Below are 878 nucleotides of genomic sequence, written 5' to 3'. Positions count from 1 at the left end.
CTTGAGCCATGTCCATAATACGGCGAAGCATTGCGGTGCTAATACGCTTAGTTGCTGACTCGTACGCTTCATCAACCGATTCAAATAAATGACCAACACCTGTACCGTGAAGTGCAGATATAAAGTGTAAGCGTGCAAAGTCAATAAAGCCTAAACGGCGATCAAGCTCTGTTTTAATACGATCTTTAACGTAGTCGTCAAGGCCATCCCATTTATTAACGGCAATAACCAGCGAACGACCTGAGTTAAGCGCAAAACCTAATAAGCTTAAGTCTTGATCAGAAATACCATCGCGCGCATCCACAACAAGTAAAACCACGTTACAATCTTCGATTGCTTGTAGTGTTTTAATTACTGAGAACTTTTCAACTACGTCACTTACTTTTTTACGCTTACGAACACCGGCTGTGTCAATTAAGACATACTCTTTGTCGTTACGCGTCATTGGAATATAAATAGAATCGCGCGTTGTACCTGGCATATCATATACAATTACACGATCTTCACCCAATATACGGTTTGTAAGTGTTGACTTACCAACGTTAGGGCGACCAATAATAGCAAGCTTTACAGGTTTGTCTGCAAACGCTTGATGATCGGTATCATCACCTTCGCCTTCTTCGTAAAGGTCGATTAGTTCTTCGTCATCACCTGTTACTTCTTCATCTTGAGCAGCTAGTTCAGCAATAAGCGGCTGAAGTGTCTGTTCAAGTAATAGGGTAATACCACGGCCATGTGCAGCTGCAATATGATGTATTTCACCTAATGATAATTGGTAAAATTCAGCACAGTTTGAATCTGCATCAATGCCGTCGGTTTTATTGGCAACAACAAAGCACTTTTTCTCTTGTTTACGCAAGTGATTAGCAATGGCTTGG

1 protein-coding gene is annotated in these 878 nt (G+C 41.2%); it reads right to left on the bottom strand.

The window, feature by feature from the left end; all coding sequences use genetic code 11:
• On the bottom strand, positions 1 to 878 hold an 878-nt coding region (der, locus tag L652_RS0100125; RefSeq protein WP_024603158.1), incomplete at both ends, for a ribosome biogenesis GTPase Der.

The organism is Pseudoalteromonas sp. TB25, from assembly GCF_000497995.1.
GTDB lineage: Bacteria > Pseudomonadota > Gammaproteobacteria > Enterobacterales > Alteromonadaceae > Pseudoalteromonas > Pseudoalteromonas distincta.
Note: the sequence above shows the minus strand (reverse complement) of the source record. Positions and strands in the feature narration are given on the sequence as shown.